At 65.4% G+C, this 21,831-nt stretch carries 20 protein-coding genes and 1 riboswitch; of the genes, 13 read left to right on the top strand and 7 right to left on the bottom strand.

The features are described from left to right. Together FUT88_RS26115 and FUT88_RS09225 are read left to right on the top strand one after the other, a co-directional pair. The coding region (locus tag FUT88_RS26115) for a hypothetical protein (protein ID WP_186829264.1) at positions 1-1,071 on the top strand (1,071 nt) is incomplete at its 5' end. Continuing rightward, the gene (locus tag FUT88_RS09225) at positions 1,068-2,096 is read left to right on the top strand and encodes a Rieske 2Fe-2S domain-containing protein (protein WP_147214711.1); all 1,029 of its coding nucleotides are present in this window, start codon (positions 1,068-1,070) and stop codon (positions 2,094-2,096) included. The genes FUT88_RS26115 and FUT88_RS09225, both read left to right, overlap by 4 nt. Positions 2,097-2,106: 10 nt before the next feature. On the opposite strand, the gene FUT88_RS09230 is transcribed toward FUT88_RS09225, so the two are convergent. Continuing rightward, positions 2,107-2,454, bottom strand: a complete 348-nt coding sequence (locus FUT88_RS09230; protein ID WP_147214712.1) for a GFA family protein — start codon at positions 2,452-2,454, stop codon at positions 2,107-2,109. Positions 2,455-2,659: 205 nt separating this feature from the next. On the opposite strand from FUT88_RS09230, the gene FUT88_RS09235 reads away from it, so the two are divergent. The 3 genes from FUT88_RS09235 (at position 2,660) to FUT88_RS09245 (ending at position 7,222) form a co-directional block, all read left to right on the top strand. Next, positions 2,660-3,145 carry a cupin domain-containing protein gene (locus FUT88_RS09235; protein WP_147214713.1) on the top strand — a complete coding sequence of 162 codons (486 nt, stop codon included), beginning with the start codon at positions 2,660-2,662 and terminating at the stop codon, positions 3,143-3,145. 94 nt (positions 3,146-3,239) lie between these two features. Then, positions 3,240-4,334, top strand: a complete 1,095-nt coding sequence (gene hemE / locus FUT88_RS09240) for a uroporphyrinogen decarboxylase (protein WP_147214714.1) — start codon at positions 3,240-3,242, stop codon at positions 4,332-4,334. A 590-nt stretch (positions 4,335-4,924) separates the two neighbouring features. Beyond that, positions 4,925-7,222, top strand: a complete 2,298-nt coding sequence (locus FUT88_RS09245) for a primosomal protein N' (RefSeq protein ID WP_147214715.1) — start codon at positions 4,925-4,927, stop codon at positions 7,220-7,222. 543 nt (positions 7,223-7,765) lie between these two features. On the opposite strand, the gene FUT88_RS09260 is transcribed toward FUT88_RS09245, so the two are convergent. Next, the gene (locus FUT88_RS09260) at positions 7,766-8,683 is read right to left on the bottom strand and encodes a sugar kinase (RefSeq protein ID WP_147214716.1); all 918 of its coding nucleotides are present in this window, start codon (positions 8,681-8,683) and stop codon (positions 7,766-7,768) included. Positions 8,684-8,694: 11 nt separating this feature from the next. After that, positions 8,695-9,972, bottom strand: coding sequence for an amino acid deaminase (locus FUT88_RS09265; protein ID WP_147214717.1), 1,278 nt, complete (start codon positions 9,970-9,972; stop codon positions 8,695-8,697). Positions 9,973-10,134: 162 nt separating this feature from the next. Here FUT88_RS09265 and FUT88_RS09270 point away from each other — a divergent pair, with 162 nt between their 5' ends. The 5 genes from FUT88_RS09270 (at position 10,135) to FUT88_RS09290 (ending at position 15,012) form a co-directional block, all read left to right on the top strand. After that, positions 10,135-11,004: a MurR/RpiR family transcriptional regulator gene (locus tag FUT88_RS09270; RefSeq protein WP_186829265.1), complete on the top strand. Its 870-nt coding sequence runs from the start codon at positions 10,135-10,137 to the stop codon at positions 11,002-11,004. Between the two features lies 1 nt (position 11,005). Next, the gene (locus FUT88_RS09275) at positions 11,006-12,490 is read left to right on the top strand and encodes a D-aminoacylase (protein ID WP_147214719.1); all 1,485 of its coding nucleotides are present in this window, start codon (positions 11,006-11,008) and stop codon (positions 12,488-12,490) included. 41 nt (positions 12,491-12,531) lie between these two features. After that, entirely contained in the window at positions 12,532-12,918 is a 387-nt protein-coding gene (locus FUT88_RS09280) for a RidA family protein (protein WP_009240594.1), read from the top strand. An 80-nt stretch (positions 12,919-12,998) separates the two neighbouring features. Further along, on the top strand, positions 12,999-14,351 hold the full coding sequence (locus FUT88_RS09285) for a gluconate:H+ symporter (RefSeq protein WP_147214720.1): 1,353 nt from the start codon (positions 12,999-13,001) through the stop codon (positions 14,349-14,351). 34 nt (positions 14,352-14,385) lie between these two features. After that, positions 14,386-15,012: a bifunctional 4-hydroxy-2-oxoglutarate aldolase/2-dehydro-3-deoxy-phosphogluconate aldolase gene (locus tag FUT88_RS09290; RefSeq protein ID WP_147214721.1), complete on the top strand. Its 627-nt coding sequence runs from the start codon at positions 14,386-14,388 to the stop codon at positions 15,010-15,012. Positions 15,013-15,046: 34 nt separating this feature from the next. Here the strand turns inward: FUT88_RS09290 and ribB are convergent, their stop codons facing one another. The 3 genes from ribB to FUT88_RS26120 all read right to left on the bottom strand — a co-directional run bounded on the left by ribB (position 15,047) and on the right by FUT88_RS26120 (position 17,669). Next, entirely contained in the window at positions 15,047-15,772 is a 726-nt protein-coding gene (gene ribB, locus FUT88_RS09295; protein ID WP_147214722.1) for a 3,4-dihydroxy-2-butanone-4-phosphate synthase, read from the bottom strand. Positions 15,773-15,898: 126 nt separating this feature from the next. After that, positions 15,899-16,054, bottom strand: a riboswitch (FMN riboswitch). A gap of 116 nt (positions 16,055-16,170) precedes the next feature. Continuing rightward, a complete protein-coding gene (locus FUT88_RS09300) occupies positions 16,171-17,394 on the bottom strand; it encodes a Zn-dependent hydrolase (protein ID WP_147214723.1) in 1,224 nt (407 codons plus the stop codon). 101 nt (positions 17,395-17,495) lie between these two features. Further along, positions 17,496-17,669, bottom strand: coding sequence for a hypothetical protein (locus tag FUT88_RS26120; protein ID WP_186829266.1), 174 nt, complete (start codon positions 17,667-17,669; stop codon positions 17,496-17,498). A 107-nt stretch (positions 17,670-17,776) separates the two neighbouring features. Here FUT88_RS26120 and FUT88_RS09305 point away from each other — a divergent pair, with 107 nt between their 5' ends. From FUT88_RS09305 to FUT88_RS09315, 3 genes are read left to right on the top strand one after another with little or no spacing between them, the layout of a single operon-like run. Further along, on the top strand, positions 17,777-19,096 hold the full coding sequence (locus FUT88_RS09305) for an MFS transporter (RefSeq protein ID WP_147214724.1): 1,320 nt from the start codon (positions 17,777-17,779) through the stop codon (positions 19,094-19,096). Between the two features lie 23 nt (positions 19,097-19,119). Next, entirely contained in the window at positions 19,120-19,920 is an 801-nt protein-coding gene (locus tag FUT88_RS09310) for a class II aldolase/adducin family protein (RefSeq protein WP_147214725.1), read from the top strand. Positions 19,921-19,925: 5 nt separating this feature from the next. Further along, complete coding sequence (locus FUT88_RS09315) at positions 19,926-20,852, top strand: 2-hydroxyacid dehydrogenase (RefSeq protein WP_222614252.1); 927 nt, start codon at positions 19,926-19,928, stop codon at positions 20,850-20,852. Here FUT88_RS09315 and FUT88_RS09320 read toward each other — a convergent pair. After that, positions 20,846-21,817, bottom strand: a complete 972-nt coding sequence (locus tag FUT88_RS09320; protein ID WP_027679129.1) for a LysR family transcriptional regulator — start codon at positions 21,815-21,817, stop codon at positions 20,846-20,848. The genes FUT88_RS09315 and FUT88_RS09320 overlap by 7 nt on opposite strands. Between the last annotated feature and the right edge of the window lie 14 nt (positions 21,818-21,831).

Here is a 21,831-nt window from a genome sequence, read left to right on the forward strand (position 1 = left end):
CGCGGGCAGGCGTCGCAGCCGTTCGTCGCCAACTTGGTGACGCAGGTCGACGTGGTGGAGGCTGGCGGTCTGCCGCTGCCCGTGACCATCAACGGCAGTGAGGATCGCGCCGACCATGCCGAAAACGCCTGGGTCTGCTCGCCCATCACCACGTACGGCCGCTATGCGGCGGAAGAATCCGAGCGATTGATGCCGCGCATGCTGCGGCCGGTGCTGCGCGGCGCCATTGGCCTGGCCGATGCGTGGATGCGGCATGCGCAGCTCGACCGTGCGGTGGCCGTCAACAACTGGCTGGTCAGTACGAACCTGTATCCATCGGCGGCGGCCTTCGATCTGGAAGCGCTCGCGCGAACATGCCGCGAGCGCTGGCCGGACCGCGCGATCTGGCTGCGTTCGCTCAACACGATCCAGCACGCCGACTGGCTGCGCGCCGCCACGGCTGCCGGCTTCGATTTGATCCCCACGCGGCAGGTCTATCTGTTCCTGCAGTTGCAGCGTGCGTCGCGCGTGTCGGAACTGCGTCGCGATCTGCGGCGGGACCTCAAGCTGCTCGACGCGACGCCGCTGACCTTCGTGCCGCACGACGCCTTGACCGACACCGACTTCGCGCAGGCCGAGCGGCTCTATGCGCAGCTCTATCTCGACAAGTATTCCGCGCTGAACCCGCGTTACACCGCAGCGTTTCTTCGCGCGTGGCACGCGGCAGGGCTGCTCGAATGCGCGGGTTTTCGGGATGCGCAGGGCGTGCTGCGCGCGGTGGTCGGCGTGTTTGGGCAAGGGCCGTTGCTGACCGCGCCCATCGTCGGCTACGACACGACGTGGCCCCAGCAAGCAGGGCTGTATCGCCTGCTGATGGCGCACGTGCTGCGCCTGACCATCACGCGCGATGCCGAGTTGAACCTGAGCGCTGGCGCCGCGCACTTCAAGCGCCTGCGCGGAGGCGTGCCGGCCATCGAGATGAGCGCCGTCTACTGCAGGCATCTGCCACCCGCCACGCGCCGCGCCGTCGCCGTGCTGCGCACCCTCACCACCCGGATCGGCGTGCCGATCATGCAACGCTTTCAGTTATGACTGCCTGGAACGCCACGCTGCTGCGCGGCTGGTATCCCGTCGCCGAGGCGAACCGCCTGCGCGACAAACCGATGCACGTGACCGTGTTTGGCCGCGCGGTGGTGCTCGCGCGCTTGCCCTCCAGCGGCTTGCTTGCGCTGGACGATCGCTGCCCGCATCGGCATGTGCCGTTGTCCGACGGCCAGCTCGTTGGCGAGACACTGCAGTGCAAATACCACGGTTGGACGTTCGGCGCCGACGGCCGCTGCACCACCATGCCGGGCCTGTGCCCAGGCGCCGCCGTGCCCGCCGTGCAAGTGAATGCGTGGCAGGTGTTCGAGCACGACGGGCTGATCTGGATGAGTGCACGGCCGCCGGGCGAAGCTGCGCCTGCGGCCTTGCCGGCGTTCCTGCAGCGCTTGCCGCCCGGCAGCCGCCGCTTTCTGTGGAGCACGCTGTGGCAGGCACGCCCCGCCGACGCGCTGGAGAATTTTCTTGACCCGCTGCACACGCATCTCGTGCATCCGGGTCTCGTGCGCAGCCATGGCGCGCGCCAGCCGATGACGGTGACCGTCGCCCAGTCGGCAGATGGCCTGCAGGTCGACTACGCCGGCCAGCCGCAGCAAAGCGGTCTGCTGTACCGCCTGTTCGAATCGCCGCGCACGATGGAGCGTGCGCATTTCGGTATCGCCGCGCCTTCCACCGCCCAGCTCGAATACCGCTACGCCAACGGCAGTGCGCTGTATTTCACGCTGCACTTCACGCCCGAAGACGAGATGCGCACGCGCCTGTTCGCCACGCTGCATGTGGAAAACCGCTGGGCGCCGGCCTGGGCCGTGCGCTGGCTCGTCTGGCCGTTCCTGTATCGCGTGGCGGAGCAGGACCGCCGCATCGTGGAAGCGCAGGCCGCCAACAGCGCACGCTTTGGCCGGCAGGACGGCATGTCGACCGAACTCGATCTCGTGCGGCCGATGCTGGATGCGGTGTGGATGCCGAACGGCAAGCCGGTGGAGGCCGGCGAGCGCGTGATGCAGATGTGGCTGTAGCGCCGCGCTGCTACATCGACCGCCCGTCGAAGTGGGTGACCGGCACACTGGCCAAATCGATGTCTTCCAGACAGCGCACGTTGACGGCAATCATGGGCGTGCCGTCGGGCATGACGCCCTCGGCATACGGATGGATGCCGCAGGTGGGGCAGAAGCGGTGCTTGATGACGTGCTTGCGGAAGAGGTAGGTGCTTGCGTTGTCTTCCGGCGTCAGCAGCCGCACCTTGTCGCGCGCCACGAACCACAGCAGCGAGCCCTTGCGCTGACAGATGGAGCAGTTGCACGCCATCGCGCTTTCCGGATGGCCTTCGACTTCGAATGCGACCTTGCCGCAGTGGCAGCTTCCCTTGTGTGTCATGCCGGTCTCCTGTGATGTCGTTTTGTGGCGGGCTTGGCGCGGTCCACTATAGGCGAGCCGGTTTGGGAGCGGCGCCCCGGTTTCTCGGGAATCGCCCTAGGTCTACGCGGCCGCATGCCGATGCGACAATCGCCGCGAGTCGGTCAAGCGACCGCGCCACACGGACTGCCGCGCCTTGACGGCGGCCGCGTCATGAGGAGCCATCATGCATCGCCATCGTCCTGTTGCTGTGATTCGAGCGATTTCCGCTGCCGCTATCTTTGCCGCCGGTGTCGGCGCGTTTGCGCAAGTGCCAGAACCGGCGGCGGCATCGGCTCCGGCCTCGGCACCGCCGCTTGCGGCGCAGATCGTCAACATGGGCGGCATGACGCCGGACGAAATCGGCCCCGTCATCGCCGAGATGGGTACGCTGCGCACCAAGACGCTGGTCACGGCGGCCAACGGCACGGTGGGCGTCCAGGTCGGTACCGTCGCCAAGCACACGCATACGTACGCCGACGAAATCCAGTACGTGATGTCGGGCACGGCCACCGTCTGGCTCGACAGCGCGCCGCGGGAAGTCCGGGCGGGCGATCTGGTCGTGATTCCGCGCGGCGTGGTGCACGGAACACTGACCACCAGCCCGGATTTCAAGTCGATGGCGATCAAGCTGCCGCCGCAGCGTGCGGGCGATACGCACAAGGTGCCGTGATATCTGCGTCGTGATTGGCGACGGGTTGGCCTGGGTCAGGGAAGGATAAAAACACCATCCCTTACAATGGCGCCCTCCTCAAGAGTCCATCGCCATGTCCGCCCCGCTCGCCAACGACACCTTCCTGCGCGCCCTGCGCCGCCAGCCGACCGACTACACCCCGCTGTGGCTGATGCGCCAGGCGGGCCGCTATCTGCCTGAGTACAACGCCACGCGTGCGCGGGCCGGCAGCTTCCTCGGCTTGGCCAAGTCGCCTGCGTACGCGACGGAAGTGACGCTGCAGCCGCTGGACCGCTACCCCTTGGACGCGGCAATCCTGTTCTCCGACATCCTGACCGTGCCCGACGCCATGGGCCTGGGGCTGTCGTTCGCGCAAGGCGAGGGGCCGCGCTTTGCCAAGCCGGTGCGCACGGAAGCCGATGTGGCGGCGCTGTCCGTGCCGGACATGTCGTCGCTGCAATACGTGTTTGACGCCGTGGCGGAAATCCGCCGTGCGCTCGTCCAGGACGGCCGCCAGCGGGTGCCGCTCATCGGCTTCTCGGGCAGCCCGTGGACGCTCGCCTGCTACATGGTCGAAGGCGGCGGTTCGGACGACTTCCGCACCGTCAAGTCGATGCTCTACGCGCGCCCGGACCTGATGCACCGCATCCTGGAGATCAACGCGCAGGCCGTGATCGACTATCTGAATGCACAGATCGATGCAGGCGCACAGGCTGTGCAGGTGTTCGATACCTGGGGCGGAGCGCTGGCCGATGGCATCTACCAGGAGTTTTCGCTGGCCTACATGGCCCGCGTGGTGAAGGGTATTCGCCCCGGGGCCGACGGCCAGCGCGTGCCGGTCATCCTGTTCACCAAGGGCGGCGGCCTGTGGCTCGAAGGCATGGCCGAGACCGGTGCTGACGCGCTGGGCGTGGACTGGACCGTCAACCTGCAGCGCGCTCGCCAGCGAACGGCGGGCCGCGTCGCCTTGCAAGGCAACCTGGACCCCACCGTGCTGTTTGCCGAGCCGGAGGCGATTCGCGCGCAAGCGCGCCGCGTGCTGGAAGACTACGCAGCCGGCGGTGGCAGCGATGGCCACATCTTCAACCTCGGCCACGGCATCTCGCAGTTCACCCCGCCCGAAGCCGTATCGGTGCTGGTGGAGGAGGTGCACAGCTTCAGCCGCGCGCTGCGGTCGAAAGCGAAGTAACACGATCAAGATCAATGCTGCAGTGCGATAGCGTTTGAATCGTGCCGCAATAGTGCGTGAAGTCGGGGGCACGGGTGGAATCTTCGCCGCTTTGGTGCAGTAGGGGTGAGTGACTACTCGCGTGCCGGTGGCCCCATCTGGCCCCAACGGGGTGTCAAGCGATTTATTTCGCGCTTTCTGGTGCGTAAGCCGGCTGTCAAGACTTGACTTATGCACAAAGCTGTCGCGGCTGGTTCTTTCCGCGGCGCAACAGGGGCGGCTCTGTGCACGCACCGCATAAGTGTTTGATTTTTCTGAAAGAAAGCCGCGTGCGCGTAAATCGTGCAAGCTAGAAAAACAGCGCGTCTACCGGCCTTCGCGGGCGCAGCGGCCGACTTTTCAACAAAGTTATCCACAGGCCGTGTGGATAGGCCGGAAAACGGTCGCCGATCAGGGCGCCAAGGCATAAACCTCAAGTAGTACTTGAACATTGAACCGACCATGGCAATGGCTGTGAAGGCAAGGTGAGATGGGCAAGACGCATTTCCCAGGTGCAGGATGCGCCGCTGCATCGCAACAAACTCTTTGCAATTCAACCGTTTGCGCCAAGCATGACCACCGCCCACGTCGACGCCGCGTTTTCTGATGCCCAGGTGTCGGCTGCCATTGCGCGTGTGGTGATCGATACACCGCTCGATGCCGTGTTCGATTACCGGTGCGGGCAACCTGTGCTGGTTGGGCAGCTCGTGGTGGTGCCGTTCGGCAACAGGCGGGTGGTGGCGTTGGTGGTCGAAACTGCCGCAACCACCGATGTTCCGCAAGAAAAGCTGCGCGATGTGGAGCGGGTGCTGGCCTGGGTGCCGCCGCTCGACGCCGAATGGCGGGCGCTCGCCGAATTTGCTGCCGGTTACTACCACCGTGCGCTCGGCGAGGTGACGTTGCCCGCGTTGCCGCCGTTGTGGCGCACGCCGGGCAGCTGGGACAACCTCGCCCGGCAGGCCAACGAAACCGTCTACGTGATGTTTGAACCGGCGCGGGCCGCGTTGCTCGACAGCGTTCCGAAACGTGCGTCCGGCGCCATGCGCCTGGCCGAAGCACTGACCGGCGATGGCGAGCTGTCCACCAGCGCCGCCGTTGAATTGCACGGGCAAGCCGTCGCCAAGCTGCGGGACTGGACGACCGTCGGCTGGCTGCGCGCAGAACTGCGGCCGAAGGCGCTGCTGCCGCAACCGCTCGAGCTGCCGGCGCCTTCCGTCGCGCCCGCCCTGAACGACGAACAGGCCGCCGCCGTGGCGGCCATCGCCCAGGCCGGGGCGGCGGGTACCTTCAGCCCCTTCCTATTGTTTGGCGTGACCGGAAGCGGCAAGACCGAGGTCTACCTGCACGCCATCGCCGACGCCTTGGCGCGCGACCCCGCCGCGCAGGTCCTGATGCTGGTGCCCGAGATCAACCTGACGCCGCAGCTGGAGGCGCGCATTGCGGCGCGTTTTCCCGGCGTGCCCATGGCCGCGCTGCACAGCGGTCTGGCCGAACAGCCGCGCGCGCTGAACTGGCTGGCCGCGCATCGCGGTGAAGCGCGCATCGTGCTCGGCACGCGGCTGGCGATGCTGGCGTCGCTGCCCAACCTCGCGCTCATCCTTGTCGATGAGGAGCACGACACGTCGTACAAGCAGCAGGAGGGTCTGCGTTATTCCGCACGCGACCTGGCGCTATGGCGTGCCAAGCAGCGCAACATCCCCGTGGTACTGGGCTCTGCCACGCCGTCGCTGGAAACCTGGTGGCGCGCCGAGCAGACGGCTACGACGCGCCTGACGCTCTCGCAACGCGCGCAGGCAGAAGCGGTGCTGCCGCGCGTGTCGCTCATCGACCTGAACCTGGAGCGCCGCGCCGGGCGTGCGATTCGTGATGGGCTGTCCAAACCGCTCGTCGATGCGATTGCCGATCGCCTGGCGCGCGGCGAACAAAGCCTGCTGTTCCTCAACCGCCGCGGCTACGCGCCTGTGCTGTCCTGCGACGCCTGCGGCTGGCTGTCGGGCTGTCCGCGCTGCTCGGCGTACCTGGTGCTGCACAAGCCGGAGCGGCGCCTGCGCTGTCACCACTGCGGGTACGAATCGCGCATTCCGCATCACTGCCCCGACTGCGGCAACGTCGACATCGCCCCGCTCGGGCGCGGCACCCAGCGCATTGAAGAAACGCTCGGCGAGCTGTTTCCGCAGGCCCGCGTCGCCCGCATCGACGCCGATTCCACCCGCCGCAAGGGCAGCGCCGAAGCGCTGTTCGACACCGTGCACGAAGGCGGCGTCGACATCCTGATCGGCACGCAGATGGTCGCCAAGGGGCACGACTTCCAGCGCGTGACGCTGGTGGGCGTGGTCGCGCCCGATTCCTCGCTGTTCTCGCACGACTTCCGCGCGGGAGAGCATCTCTTTGCCTCGCTGATGCAGGTGGCGGGCCGCGCGGGCCGGGCCGGCTTGGCCGGCGAGGTGCTGATTCAGACGCGGTATCCCGACGCACCGGCGCTGCAGGCGCTGGTTCGGCACGACTACGACGGTTTTGCGCGCCAGCTGCTGCGGGAGCGCAAACAGGCCGGGCTGCCGCCGTTTGCCTATCAGGCGTTGTTGACCGCAGAGCACAAGGAAGTCGCACGCGCGCTGGAGTTTTTGGGCGCCGCGCGTTCGGCTGGTGAAGCCTTGGCCGCTGAATTGGGCGCGCCGGTGTTTTTGCATGATCCGGTGCCGATGACGATGGTGCGCCTGGCCAACCGCGAGCGGGCGCAGTTGCTGGTGGAATCGGGTTCTCGCGCGGCTTTGCAGAAGCTGTTGACTGCCTGGACTGAGGGGTTTGCGGGGATTGGCAAGACTGTGAAGGGGGTGCGGTGGCAGTTGGAGATTGATCCTTTGAGGATTTGAGCGTTGGTGGTCCACCTCCCTTTCGTTCCCTGCCGGGACCGACTCACTTTTCTTTGTCTTGCCAAAGAAAAGTAAGCAAACAGAAGGCGCGCCCGAGATGGCGAAAAGATTCCTTGAATTTGCGTAACCGGGCGGAGGTGGGGAAAACTCGCTGCGCTCAGACAGTTCCCCACCTTTTTTCCGCCCGCTTACGAAAATTCAAGGCGCCATCAAGGGCTCAACGTCAAAAGAAAAAGGCCAACCCGTCGCGAGGTTGGCCTTGTCTTTTGGGCTTGTGTCCAGATGGTGTGGCTTTTGTCCTTTGACTTTCCTGCCCTAGATGGCGCCTTGAATTTCTGTTGCAGGGAGGAAAAAGAGGGGGAAACTGTCTGAGCGAAGCGAGTTTTTCCCGTCTCCGCCCGGTTACGGAAATTCAAGGAATCTTTCGCCATCTCGGGCGCGCCTTTCTTTTGCCTACCTTTCTTTGGCCAAGACCAAAAGAAAGTAAGTCAGCCCCGGCAGGGGATGAAACACCAGCGCACCAACAACATCCATTCAGGCAGTCTACGTGGACGCCAACACCGCCCGCACAACCTCCACCCGCGGAATCGGCGCCACAGCGCTATACCCCGTCGTAGAAATCGCAGCCGCCACATTGGCATACCGCGCCGCCTCTGCAGGCAAATCCCCGGCAACAATCCGCGCCACAAACGACCCACCAAAACAATCGCCCGCGCCGGTTGCATCAATCGCATTGACGGTATGACGCGGCACCAGCGTTCGGGATTCCGGTGTGGCCACGTAGCAGCCTTCCGCGCCCATCTTCAGCGCCACCAGCTTCACGCCCCAGCCGAGCAGCGTATCGACAATGCCGTCCCGATCATGACAATCGAGCAGCACCGTCACGTCATCCCAACTCGGCAGGCACAGATCGCACGTGCGCATCGCTTCCTGCATCACGGCACGGGCACGCGCGAGCGGCCACAGACGCAAGCGCAGGTTGGTGTCGAACGAGACGAGCACACCCGACGCCCGCGCATGTGCCATCGCTGCCAAACCCGCGTCGCACGCCGTGTCGCTGATCGCCAGGCTGATCCCTGACAGGTGAAACGCCTTGGCAGACGCGATCGCCTGCAGCGGCAGTTGCGCGGTCTGGAAGCGGCTCGCCGCAGAGCCTGCACGCAGGTAGTCGAAATGGTGACCTCGCGCATCGTGCGAAACGAAGTACAGGCCTGTGGGCGCCTGCGCATCGGTATGCACGTAGGTGTGGTCGACGCCTTCGTCCTGCCATAGCGCGCGCAGCGCCTGGCCGAAGCGGTCGGCGCCCACCGCGCTGATGTAGCCCGTGCGCGCGCCCTGCCGCGCCGCAGCGATGCAGAAGTTGGACGTATCGCCGCCGAAGCCGAAATTCCACGACGTACTGCCGGGATCCGCCTGGTTGAACTCGATCAGCGCTTCGCCATAGGCGAGGATGTCTGCCATGGGCGCCCCGCTCAGAAGTAGGTCTGCACAACGTCGACCACGTTGTAGGCGTCGTCAACGACAGAAATCTGGCGCCACTTGTCGAACGTGAGGCACGGGTGCGAGATGTCGAAGGCGATCATGTCGCCGACCTTGATGTCGTCGCCTGGGGCGATCTTCAGGTAGGCATGCTGGTCCATCATGCCGGTGACTTCCCAATGCGCCGGCGTGGCCGACGGCGTCTTGTCGCCCGGCCGGAAATGCAGCACCGGCAGCGGCAGACCGGCGTCGAATGCAGCATCGCGCTTGCCCAGCGCAATGATGGCGCGCTCAGCCTCGGGCACGGATTGCACATAGGCCCACAGTTGCAGCGCAGGCAGCAGGCTCGACCGCATCTTGTGCGCGATCGGGTTGTTGGCATCGATACGGGCCTGCGCGGCGCGGTAGATGCCCACGTCGTGCGTCAGATAGCAGCCGGGGCGCAGCACTACATCCAGCGGCTGGCCGATATCGGCTTTGGCGAACTCTTCGGCCACGACGTCGTACCAGGCTGAACCGGCGCCCGTCAGCACGGCGGGCGTGCGCTGCAGGCGCCCGTCCTTTGCAAGGTCACCCATCACCTTCACGGCGCGCTGCAGGAACGTGCGGATATCCGCCTCCTCCTTGATCACGCCTTCGTAAACTTCCACGCCCGCGAGCTTGACGGCGCCATCGGCCCGCGTAAGCGCGTCGAGCACCGATTGCAGTTGCGCGTCGTCACGCACGCCCGTGCGGCCGCCCTGCACGCCCAGTTCGATCAGCACCTGGATCGGGCGCCCCGCCTTGCCGAAGAAGGCGGCAAGCTGATCGACCTGATCCGCCGCATCCACCAGGCAGAAGAACTCGAACGTCGGATCGGCCAGCAACTCGGCCAGGATCGCCATGTTGCGCTTGCCGACCAGCTGATTAGCCATCAGCACGCGACGCACGCCGTGGGCATACGCGATGCGTGTCTGGTGCGCCGTTGCCAGCGTGATGCCCCACGCACCGCCGGCCAGCTGACGTTGAAACAGGCGCGGCGCCATCGTCGTCTTGCCATGCGGCGCGAGCTTGGCACCGTATTCGCTCACGAAACGTTGCATCCACGCCAGGTTGTGCTCCACGCGCGACTGCGAGAGCACCGCCGCGGGCAGGTTCAGGTCTTCGTTCAATACATTCCAGCGCCGAGCAGCAATCTGCTCCGGCGCGCATGCGGTTTCCAACGCACCCAAGCCCTTGTCGAGCGGGTTGACAACGGCGTTGGCGTCTCCTTGGTACTTTGTATCACTCATGGGAATGGACTCGTGTTCCTTTGGGGGTAAACATCGGGTTGACACAATGATAGCGGCGAAATTATTCTCCGGGCCAGCCTGTTACAAAGTACCAAAGCACTCTCAAAGCCGCTATCCGGACGACTACCGGGGGCCAGAATGCGCGACCCTAAGCCCGACCCCATGCGTGAACCGATGGACATCGTGACCCGACTCTCCCAGCGTGCCGCTGAACTGCGCCCCGCCGAGCAGAAGGTCGCGCAGACCGTCCTGAGCGACATTGCAGAAGCCGCCGCCGGCAGCATCCAGACGCTCGCCGAACGCGCCGGGGTGAGTGAGGCCAGCGTCACCCGTTTTGCCAAGGCGATGGGTTGCCGCGACGTGCGCGAACTCAAGCTCAAGCTAGCGCAGGCAGCCGCAGTCGGCCAGCGCTTTCTGGATGGCGGCGCGGACCGCCCGCCCTCCAGCGCAGACGGCATCCTGGCCGACATCAGCAATGTGCTGGAGGCCAACCGCGCGCTGGTGCAGCCCGAGGCCTTCCGCACTGCCGCTGTCGCACTGGTGGCGGCGCGCATGATTGCCGTGTTCGGCATGGGCGGCGGCTCGACCACCATGGCCGACGAAATGCGCTACCGCCTCGCCCGCCTGGGACGGCCGGTCACCACCTATCATGATTCGATGCTGCAGCGGATGGTCGCGGCCACGCTCAGCCCGGACGACGTGGTGGTCGTGTTTTCCGTGACCGGCCACGTGCCGGAGGTGATCGACAGCGTGACGATCGCGCGCGAGTACGGCGCCCGGATCGTCGCCATCACGGCCATCGGCTCACCGCTGGCGGCGCTGGCCGATGTCTTGCTGCCGATCCAGGCCATGGAAACCGATTTCATCTTCAAGCCGTCGTCATCGCGCTACGCCATGATGATGATGATCGACCTGCTGGCGACCGAGGTCGCATTGCAGCAGGCCGATCGCAGCAAGGAGCTCTTACGGCGCATCAAGTACGTGCTCGATGCGCATCGCGGCGGCGGCAACCGCCAGCCGCTCGGAGATTGACATGCAGCAGTACGACACCGTCATCCGTCAGGTCCGCATTGTGGACGGCAGCGGCCACGAACCCGAGGCCACGCTGTTCGACGTGGCCATCACCGACGGCCGCATCGCCGCCATCGCCACATCCGACTCCACCGCGTGGCTGGGGGACGAGGAAATCGCCGGGGAGGGCCGCGTCCTTGCTCCTGGCTTCATCGACGTGCATACGCACGACGACACCAACGTGATCCGCACGCCCGACATGCTGTGCAAGGTGTCGCAAGGCATCACGACCGTCATCGTGGGCAACTGCGGCATCAGCGCGTCGCCGGCCACGCTCAGGGGCGACCCGCCCGACCCGATGAACCTGCTGGGGCCTGCCAGCGCGTTTGCGTATCCGACCTTCGCCTCGTACGTGGACGCCGTCGAGCGCGCGCAACCGGCTGTGAACGTCGCCGCGCTGGTCGGGCACACGGCACTGCGCAACAACCATCTGGACCGCCTCGACCGCCCCGCCACCGCCGACGAAGTCGAAGGCATGCGCGCGCAACTGCGCGAGGCGCTCGACCACGGCGCGCTCGGCCTGTCGACCGGCCTCGCCTACGCCAACGCCTTTGCGTCGACCACCGAAGAAGTGATGGGCCTGGCGGAGCCGCTGGCCGAGGCCGGCGCCATCTACACGACGCATCTGCGTACCGAATTTGCGGCGATTCTCGATGCGATGGACGAGGCGTATCGCGTCGGCAAACATGCGCGCGTGCCCATCGTGATTTCCCACCTGAAGTGCGCGGGCGCTGCCAATTGGGGCCGCGCGGGCGAGGTGCTGGAATCGATCGAAGGCGCGCAGCGCTATCAGCCGGTGGGCTGCGACTGCTATCCGTACACCGCCAGTTCGTCCACGCTCGACTTGAAGCAGGTGACGGACGAATTCGACATCTTCATCACGTGGTCGGAGCCGGAACCGGGCATGGCCGGGCAGACACTCAAGGAGATTGCCGCCGCGTGGGGCACCGACCTGATGGACGCCGCGCGCCGCCTGCAGCCGGCGGGCGCCGTGTACCACAACATGTCGGCGCAGGATCTGGACCGCATCATCACGCACCCCGCCACCGTCATCGGCTCCGACGGCCTGCCGAACGATCCGAAGCCGCATCCGCGCTTGTGGGGTGCTTTCCCGCGCGTGCTCGGTTACTACAGCCGCGAGCGCAAGCTGCTTTCGCTTTCGGCCGCCATCCGCAAGATGACAGGCCAGTCCGCCGAGCGCTTCGGCCTGACCGAGCGCGGTTTGGTGCGCGAAGGCTACTGGGCCGATCTCGTGCTGTTCGACCCCGAAACCGTGCGCGACGTCGCCACCTTTACCGACCCGCAGCAACCAGCGGCGGGCATTGCGGCGGTGTGGGTCAACGGACATCTGTCGTATCAGGACGGCGTCGTGCAGCCGCATCGGGCGGGGCGCTTCCTCAAGCGCGGCCCGCATGCGCCGGCAACAGCGGCCGCCGAGGTCCACTGAATCCAAGTTTTGTTTGCAAGTTTGAAAGAAGGAACGTAGCGATGACGATTACCCGAATTGGCGTTGAAGGCGGCACCGGCACCGGTGGCCAGCACCTCCCCTTTGCCCGTGCGGCGGGCGCAGACGGCTGGCTATTTGTGTCGGGCCAGACGCCCATGGTGAACGGCGAAGTGGTCGGCAACGGCATCGTCGAGCAATCGCACCAGACCATCAAGAACGTGCTGGCCATCCTCGCCGAAGCGGGCTACGGGCCGGAGCACGTCGTGCGCTGCGGCGTGTGGCTGGATGATCCGCGCGACTTCCAGTCGTTCAACAAGGTGTTCAAGGAGTACTTCGGTGCCAACCCGCCCGCGCGCGCCTGCGTGGTGTCGAGCATGGTCATCGACTGCAAGGTCGAAGTCGATTGCGTGGCCTACAAGAAGCCGTAATCCGCATTTTCATAAGGTCGCCCTGCACGACGGGGCGCCCAGACAACAAGAGCCGTGAATATCCCTGAGGAGGAAACCCGATGGTCCCGATGCAAGGCAACTCGCTATTGCTGACCGCCGCGCTGGCGGTGGTGGCACTGATCTACCTGATCGCTGTCCAGAAACTGAACCCGTTCGTTACGCTGATCGTCGTCTCGCTTGTGCTGGGCGTGGTGGTTGGCATGCCGATGGGCAATATCGTCAAGGCGTTCGAAACCGGGGTGGGCAACACGCTCGGCCACATCGCCCTGGTGGTGGGCCTCGGGACGATGCTCGGCAAGATGATGGCGGAATCAGGCGGGGCCGAGCGCATCGCCAAAACGCTCATCAGTGCCTTTGGCGAGAAGAACGCGCACTGGGCCATGATGGTCGTGGCGTTCATCATCGGCTTGCCGGTGTTCTTCGAAGTCGGCTTCGTGCTGCTGATCCCGATTGCCTTCAACGTGGCCAAGCGCACGGGCACGCCGATCCTGCTGGTGGGCCTGCCGATGGTGGCCGGTCTGTCGGTCGTGCATGGCCTGATCCCGCCGCACCCGGCCGCGCTGCTGGCCGTGACGGCGTACCAGGCCGACATCGGCAAAACCATCATGTATGCGCTGATCGTCGGCCTGCCGACCGCCATCCTGGCCGGCCCGCTCTGGGCGATGCTGGTCTCGCGCTACGTCAAGCCGGACGAGAACAACCCGTTGGCCGCGCAGTTTGTTGAAGCCGACCAGAAGCGCGAGCTGCCGGGCTTTGGCGTGACGCTGTTCACGATCCTGCTGCCAGTGGTACTGATGCTGATCGGTAGCTGGGCCGACTTGATCGTCCCCCCCAAGACACTGGCAAACGACATCCTGAAGCTGGCCGGCAACTCCGTGATGGCCCTGCTGATTGCCGCCATCGTGAGCTTCTACACGTTCGGCAAGGCACGCGGCTTCAATCGCGACACCATCCTCAAGTTCACCAACGAGTGTCTGGCACCGATCGCCACGATCACGCTGGTAGTGGGCGCAGGCGGCGGCTTCGGCCAGATCCTGCGTGATTCGGGTGTGTCGAAAGCCATCGTGGCCGTCGCCACCGATGCACACCTCTCGCCGCTGCTGCTGGGCTGGGTGGTGGCCGTGCTGATCCGTATCGCCACGGGTTCGGCCACCGTCGCCATGACAACTGCCTGCGGTATCGTCGCCCCGATCGCCGCAGCCTCGGGCGCCGCCGTGAAGCCGGAGCTGATGGTGCTGGCCACCGGCGCAGGCTCGCTGATCCTGTCGCACGTGAACGACGGCGGCTTCTGGCTGGTGAAGGAGTACTTCAACCTGACCGTGCCGCAAACCTTCAAGACGTGGACGGTGCTGGAGACCATCATCTCGATCGTCGCGCTGCTGCTCACGCTGGCGCTGGCGACCGTCATTTAAGCTTGTTCCGTTGAAGTTGATCTAGGAGAACGTTGTGGGTATCGATTCCGTCGTCAAGGCCGGCCCGGTCATCCCGGTGCTGCAGTTCCAATCTGTCGATGAGGGCGTCAAGGTGTGCCGCGCGCTGTACGAAGGCGGTATCCGCACGTTCGAGATCACGATGCGCACGCACGTGGCGCTCGACGTGATCCGTGCGGTGGTGAAGGACCTGGGCAGCGACGCCATCGTCGGCGCCGGCACGCTCACGCGCCCGGAGCATTTCCAGCAGGCGAAGGATGCGGGTGCAGTGTTCGCGGTGTCGCCGGGCATTACGCCCATGCTGGCCGTGGCACAGGCGAAAGCTGAACTGGACTGGCTGCCGGGCATCGCCACGCCCTCCGAGCTGATCCTGGCACTGGAGTTCGGCCTGACCACGCTGAAGTTCTTCCCGGCCGAAGCGGCTGGCGGCATCCCGATGCTCAAGTCGATCTACGGGCCGTTTGGCGATGTGCGTTTCTGCCCGACCGGCGGGATCACGCCGCAAAGCGCGCCAGACTATCTCGCGTTGCCCAACGTGGTGTGCGTGGGCGGCTCGTGGATGGTGCCCAAGGACAAGGTCGCGGCCGGCGACTGGGCAGGCATCACGGCGCTCGCCAAGGAAGCGGCCGCGCTCAAGCGGTAACCTGCGTCACCTCTCTCGCGCGGCCGGCTGGTCGTCAGACAAAGCTGACCGCGCGCTCCATCTGCTCCCGATATTGAACGATGTCTTCAATGGTCAGCACCGGCAGGTTGTGCTGATCGGCGAAGCGCACCGCGTCGTCACGGCGCGCCATGGTGCCGTCGGGCAGCATCAGTTCGCATAGCACGGCGGCCGGCGGCAAGCCTGCCAGACGTGCCAGGTCGACCGAGCCCTCGGTATGACCGCGCCGCGTGAGCACCCCACCCTCCTTTGCCACCAGCGGGAATACGTGCCCCGGGCTGACGACCGATTGCGTATTGGCATCCGGCGCGATGGCCGCGCGGATGGTCGTGATGCGATCCGCCGCCGATACGCCGGTGCTCACGCCAGTGCGGGCTTCAATCGACACCGTGAACGCCGTGCCGTACTGGCTGCGGTTGTCTTCTACCATCGGGCGCAAGCCGAGCGACGCGCTCTTCTCCGCCGTCAGGCACAGGCAGACGATGCCGCTGCATTCGCGAATCAGCATGGCCATGCTGGCCTGCGTGAGCTTGTCGGCGGCGACGATGAGGTCGGCCTCGTTTTCGCGGTCGGCATCGTCGAGCACGACAACGGGCACGCCAAGCCGCACCGCGTCGAGGGCGGCGGCCATGCGCGCGGGCATGTCGGCCGGATCGAAGCTGGCTTCGATGGCGTCAAACGCCACATTCGCGGAAGGCAATGCGGGCGGGTGAACTGCAGGGGATTGCTGAGTGGACAACATGGAAACGCTCCTCGCAAGATTGGCGACAAGACGTTCCAGGGCAAGCAGACAAACACGCACGAGCCATGCAGCGGCGCAGCCCGGCACCAAGCCAGGCGCGCTCCTTTGGCGCGGGCATGTTGTTCCGCACATCTTCTTCCATCCGGACTCTGACCGTCGGCCCCGGCATCTCACCGGATCTGCTGACCCCTGCATGCAGGCGCATGCAAGGCGCTCGCGGGCTCACGGACACACGGTCCGCATACCGCCGGTGGGGAATTCCACCCCGCCCTGAAGACGTACTGAACCGGCAGGATCGCCGGCAAACGCAATGCTACCGCAACAAGTTGCAACGATTCGACCCTACTGACGGGTCGGGCAAAGCGCTATGCCGTCATATCGTTATCACGCCATTTCGCTCAGCGCGCCCGGGCCAGCATGGCATGCAGCAGCACATCGGCGCCGCGCGTCACATCTTCGGGCAGCGCATCTTCGGCTTCGTTGTGGCTCAGACCGTTGACGCACGGGATGAAGATCATCGCCGTCGGGCAATACTTGGCAATGTGGATGGCGTCGTGCCCCGCGCCGCTCACGATGCGCTGATGGGGGTAGTCGAGGGCCTCCACCGCATCGGCCACCGCCTTCACGCAAGCGGGGTCGAACGGCGTGGCCGGGCTGACCCAATGCTGGTCGATCTGCACGGTCAGGCCGCGGCGCTCTGCAATGTCGGCAAAGCGTTCACGCAGCGCCGCTTCCATCTCGGCAATGCGCGCGTCTTCGTGATGGCGCAAATCCACCGTGAACGTGAGATCTGCGGCGATGGTGTTGCGCGAGGCATTGCGGATGCCGAATTCGCCGATCGTCACGAGGCCATGCGGCGCAAAACTGTCGACCAGCACTTCCAGCGAGGTCGCCATCTCCGCTGCCGCAAACATCGCGTCGCGGCGGAAACGCATGGGCGTGGTGCCCGCATGGGCGGCCTGGCCCTGCACATGCACATCGAGCCAGCGGATCGCCTGCCCGCCCGTCACCACGCCAATCGGCACGCCGTTCTCTTCCAGGATCGGCCCTTGCTCGATATGCGCCTCGAAGTAGGCGTCGAACGGTGCACCGGGGATGGCGCGTTCGCCCGCGTAGCCCGTTGCCGCCAGCGCTTCGGCCACGGAGATGCCCTGCGCATCACGCGAGGCCAAGGCCTGTTCCAGCGGCATGACGCCTGCAAATGCGGCTGAACCCAACATGGCGGGTGTAAAGCGCGCGCCCTCTTCGTTGGTCCACACGACAATCTCGATGGGCTTGTCGGTTTCAATGCCCGCGTCGTTGAGCGTGCGCACGACTTCCAGCGCGGCCAGCACACCGTAGACGCCGTCGAAGCGCCCGCCTTCGGGTTGCGTGTCGAGATGACTGCCGCTCGCCACGGGGCGGGCTTGCGCCGATTTGCCGGCGCGACGCGCAAACAGATTGCCGACGCGGTCAAAGCTGAGCGTCATGCCCGCGTCTTTGCACCAGCGCGCGAACAGCGCGCGGCCGGCCGCGTCTTCTTCCGTCAGCGCAAGGCGCCGCACGCCGCCTTTTGGCGTGGCACCGACCGCCGCCATTTCCATCAGGCTCGACCACAGCCGCGCCCCGTTGACCTTCAACATGTCTCCATTCCTTTTGCATGCGCGCCGACCGGCTCGGCGCATCCAGCCGCCTTTATCTGGCAATCGCAAAATGCGCGTCAAATTGCGAATGTTTATTCGGCCTATAAATCAGGCAAATACTGCTGGCCCGAAGCGTGCATCCACCCATTGCCGGCGTCGGTCATACGCACCGCAATGGCGCGGTCAAGGCGTGCAGCTCCCAATCCCAGGGCATAAGCCCGGCTAATACGGGGAATCAAAAATGCGAATTTGCCGCCGCCCGCGTCGATGCGCATAAATGGCGGCGTCGGCTGACGACCGACACCCCGCTTCCGCGACACAGACCGATGCCTGAACATCGGCGGCGCGCTGGCGGGCCACGCCCAAAAGAGGAGGACGCCCCATGTCAACGCCGCAACCATCCACCGCGACGCACCAGCCCGTGCGCGCGGCCACCGCCGCCTTCATCGGCACCGCCGTCGAGTTCTACGACTACTACACCTACGCCACGGCCGCCGCGCTCGTGCTGGGCGAGGTGTTCTTTCCCAGCAGCAACCATTTCCTGAGCACGATGGCGTCGTTTGCCACGTTCTTTGTCGGCTTCACCGCACGGCCGTTGTCCGGCGCAGTGTTCGGGCATCTGGGCGACCGCATCGGCCGAAAAAAGATGCTGCTGGTGACGATGTTCCTGATGGGCATCGCCACGACCGGCATCGGCCTGCTTCCGGGCTACGCGACCATCGGCATCTGGGCGCCGATTCTGCTGGTGTTGCTGCGCGTGCTGCAGGGCATTGCGGTGGGCGGCGAATGGGGCGGCGCGGTGCTCATGGCAAGCGAGCATGCGCCGAAGGCCAAGCGCGTGTTTTTCGCGTCGTTCCCGCAGATGGGCAGCCCGGTCGGGTTGATCCTGTCGCTGCTGTCGTTCCGGCTGGTGTCGTCGCTCGACCATGAGAGCTTCATCACGTGGGGTTGGCGCCTGCCGTTCCTGGCCAGCTTCGTGTTGCTGCTCGTGGGAGTGGCGATCCGCATGGGCGTGAAGGAATCGCCCGAGTTCGAGCGCATGAAAAAGAACAACGAGGTGCTCAAGAACCCCGTGGGCGAAGTGCTGCGCACCGCGTGGCGCCCGATCGTGCTGGCGGCCATGGCCACCACCATCGGCTCCGCAGGGTTCTTCTTCACCAACACGTTCATGATTTCGTACGTGACAACGTACCTGGGCATGTCGAAGGCACTGATTCTCGATTGCCTGTTCGTCGTGACGATCCTGCAGCTGCTGTCGCAGCCGGTATCGGCGCTGCTGGCGCAACGCTACGGAGACACGCGCTTTCTGACGTGGGCCGCATTCATTTCGATGCTCACGCCGTATCCGATGTTCCTGCTGGTGAGCACGCAGAATCCGGTGGCGATGGTGGCTGGCATCACGCTGGCGGTTGTCACGCTGTCGGCCGTGTATGCCGTCATCGCAGGCTTCATGACGCCCGCCTTCCCGACGCGCGTGCGCTACTCGGGTATCTCGATCGCCTATCAGGTCTGCACCATGATTGCCGGCGGCACCACCCCGCTGATCGGCACGATGCTGGCCGAACGCTACAAGGGCGAATGGCTGCCGCTGGCGCTGTTCTTTACGGTGCTCTCCGCGATCTCGCTGATCGGCATCATCGGCCTGGGGCGGTATCGCGACGGCAAGCAGCCTGAAGAATCCACGGCGCTCGCCACAAATTGATGTCTACCTCCCTCCGTATTCCCATGGAAGCCCAACCCGTTTCGCTGCACACGCGCCGCCCCGCGGCCTTCTCTGAAACCGAATGGCAGGTTCGTACCGATCTAGCTGCGCTGTATCGGCTCGTCGATCATTTCCGCATGACGGACATGATCGACACGCACATCACCGCACGGCTGCCCGATGAAGACGGCCGCCCGACCTTCCTCATCAACCGCTACGGCGTGCTGTTCGGCGAGATGCGCGCATCGGATCTCGTCAAGATCGATCTCGAGGGCAACGTCATCGACGAACGTGCCGATGCGGACCCCGAGCACTACGCCGTCAATGCGGCCGGCTTCACGATCCACTCGGCCATCCATGCAGCGCGCGACGATCTGCACTTCGTCGTGCATACGCATACGGCCGCGGGCATTGCGGTGTCGGCACAAGAGCATGGCTTGCTGCCGATCAGCCAGCATGCGCTGAAGTTCTACGGCAACCTTGCGTATCACGACTATGAAGGCATCGCGCTGGACCTGGGCGAGCGCGAACGCCTCGTGCACGACTTCGGCCAGCACAAGGCGATGATCCTGCGCAACCATGGCCTGCTCGCCGGTGGCCACACAGCAGCAGATGCGTTTCACGAAATCTACTTTCTCGAGCGCGCCTGCCAGGCACAGATTCAGGCACTGGCCGGCGGCACGCCGCTGCGCATGCCGCCCGAAGACGTGCGCCAGCGCACCGCCGCGCAGTTCAATCGGGAAGAGTCGCCCGTCATTGCACGCCGCGCATGGCTGGCGGCGCTGCGGCTGATCGACACGTCCCGCTCCGATTACCGGAGCTGATGCGCATGACGACCCTCGCCCTCATCAGCCGCGACTACGACATGTCGCACCTGGTGCCGTCCATCCTGCGCGCCGCGCCCGAGTTCGACGTGCGCATGTACGGCGAGCCGGCCGCGCGGGACGCCGAGATCGCCGTCTGCTGGAACCCGCCCGAAGGCGCCATCGCCGCCATGCCGCGCGTGCGACTCGTGCACAGCATCGCCGCGGGTGTCGACAACATCCTCATCGATCCGACATTGCCGGCGGTGCCGCTCTGCCGCGTGGTCGACCCACAGCACGCACGCGGCATGGCGCAGTTCGTCACCTGGGGCGTGCTGCATTTCCACCGGCAGTTGGACCGCGTGCTGGCCAACCAGCGCAGCGCTACATGGTTCCGGCCCGAACAGCAGCCTCCGTCGACCTGCACCGTGGGCGTGATGGGCCTGGGAGAAATCGGTTCGCATGTCGCCGGAGAACTGCATCGCCTCGGCTTCAGCGTGCGGGGCTGGGCGCGTCAGTCGCGTGATGTGCCCGGTATCGGCGTGTACTGCGGGCAGGCCGGCCTGCCGATGTTCCTGGACGGCACCGATATCCTTATCTGCCTCTTGCCGCTCACCGACGCCACACGCGGCTTGCTGAACGCCGCCACATTCGCGCGGCTCAAGCCCGGTGCCAAGCTCATTCATGTCGGGCGCGGCGAGCATTTGGTCGCAGCGGATCTGCTCGACGCATTGCAAACCGGCCACCTTGGCGGCGCCATCGTCGATGTGTTTCCGAACGAGCCGCTGCCCGCGAGCAATCCGCTCTGGCGCGCACCCAACCTGATCGTCACGCCGCACATGGCGTCCGTCGCAAGCGCCGACACCATTGGCTTGCAGGTCGCACAAAACGTGCGGCGCCTGCTCAGGGGCGAGGCGCTCGTCAACGTGGTCGACGTCACGCGCGGTTATTGACCGCCCATCGTCCCCGACGCAGTCTCCGGATAGCGCGCATCGATAAAGCGATGCAGCGCTTCCAGAAACGCCGCTTCGGCCGCGCTGAACTTGCGGTCGGCCATCCATAGCAGGTGCATGTCGACGTCGGCCACGCCGGCTTCGGGCGGCAAGCGCTGCAAGCGGCCCTGTTCGACGTCGTCCTGCGCTACGTGCTCGGGCAGGCAACCGATGCCGAATCCGGCCACGATCAGCCGCCGCACTTCCCACATGCTCGAAGACGAGCCGACCACCGGGCCGGTCAGGCCCATCTCGTCGCGAAAGAACGTGAGCATCGAGAGCGGATCGCCGATCTTGTCGCCCGTGAACGAGACAAACTTCTCGCCGGCCAAATCGGCGATCTGCACATCGGCGCGACCGAACAGCGGGTGATATTGCCCGCAGAACAGGGCATAGCGCTGACGGAGGAACAACCGGTGTTCGATCTTCTTCGGCAGCGCGCGCTTGGGCGATAGACCCAGCGTGGCCGTGCGCAATTCCAGGCTGCGGACCACGTCGGCGCTGCGCATCTCCTGGCATTCGAGTTCAATGCGCGGGTAATCGCGGTGGAAGCGGCCGAGAAACGCGTCGTACTCCGGAAAGTCAAGGCCGCTGACGATGGCCACGCGCACCATGCCGGCAATCTCGTGCCCGCCTTCGCCACTGGCTTGCGACAGGCGCGAAATGGTGCCGTAGACCTCCTCGGCAATCAGCCGGACCTCCTCACCCGCCCGCGTGACTTCAATGGGATTGGCCTGGCGGTCGATCAATTGCAGGCCGAGCTGATCTTCAAGCCGCTTGAGCGCCTGGCTTACCGCCGGCTGCGTCAGGTGAAGGCGCGTGGCGGCACGGCTGATGCTGCGTTCCCGCGCGATAGCAAGGAACGTGCGCAGCAAATTCCAGTCGAGACGGTCGTTGAGGTAGGTGTCGAGCTTGGCCTTGCTCATGCGCAGTACCGGGA

Source organism: Ralstonia sp. TCR112, from assembly GCF_007997035.1.
GTDB classification, from domain to species: Bacteria; Pseudomonadota; Gammaproteobacteria; order Burkholderiales; family Burkholderiaceae; genus Ralstonia; species Ralstonia edaphi.